1 protein-coding gene is annotated in these 433 nt (G+C 54.5%); it reads left to right on the top strand.

The window, feature by feature from the left end:
• Positions 1-232 precede the first annotated feature (232 nt).
• Positions 233-433: hypothetical protein (locus tag A7A77_RS18285; protein WP_216635624.1), on the top strand; the 201-nt coding region annotated here is incomplete at its 3' end.

The following is a 433-nucleotide window of genomic DNA, read 5'->3' as shown; positions in this document are numbered from 1 at the left end:
GTCCGCATTATTTAAATCGTCCGTTGCCCGTCTATGCGAACTATCGTCCGCGCAATTACTCTATAATATATAGCATTAGGTCGGACACGAATCTGATCGCGAGTTGTGGTTCGAGAGGGCGCAAGCCCGTTTTCCGCGAAGCGGGAAGTCGAACCAGAGCGAAGCGATCCAGCGGCAGGCCTGAAAGGCGTGCCAATGCCTGACTGGGTAATGGTTCATCAGGATGATTGTGATGCCGAGCTTGACGGTCTCGCTACGCGATCCCGCCCTCACTGGCATGAACTGGTTCGAATTCGAGCCATCAAGATGGCCCGCCTTCTCCCAGTTCGGTTTGATGAACTTATCGGCTTTCGAGGATTCAGCATTTGCTTGCCTCGCTCCAATTCCCTTTCATGACGATCTGGGCGCAGCCCCCGATAGATGGGCAGCGGAC

The sequence above is a fragment of the Croceicoccus bisphenolivorans genome, assembly GCF_001634625.1.
GTDB classification, from domain to species: domain Bacteria; phylum Pseudomonadota; class Alphaproteobacteria; order Sphingomonadales; family Sphingomonadaceae; genus Croceicoccus; species Croceicoccus bisphenolivorans.
The sequence above is the reverse complement of the archived record's forward strand: the minus strand, read 5'-3'. Positions and strand labels throughout refer to the sequence as shown.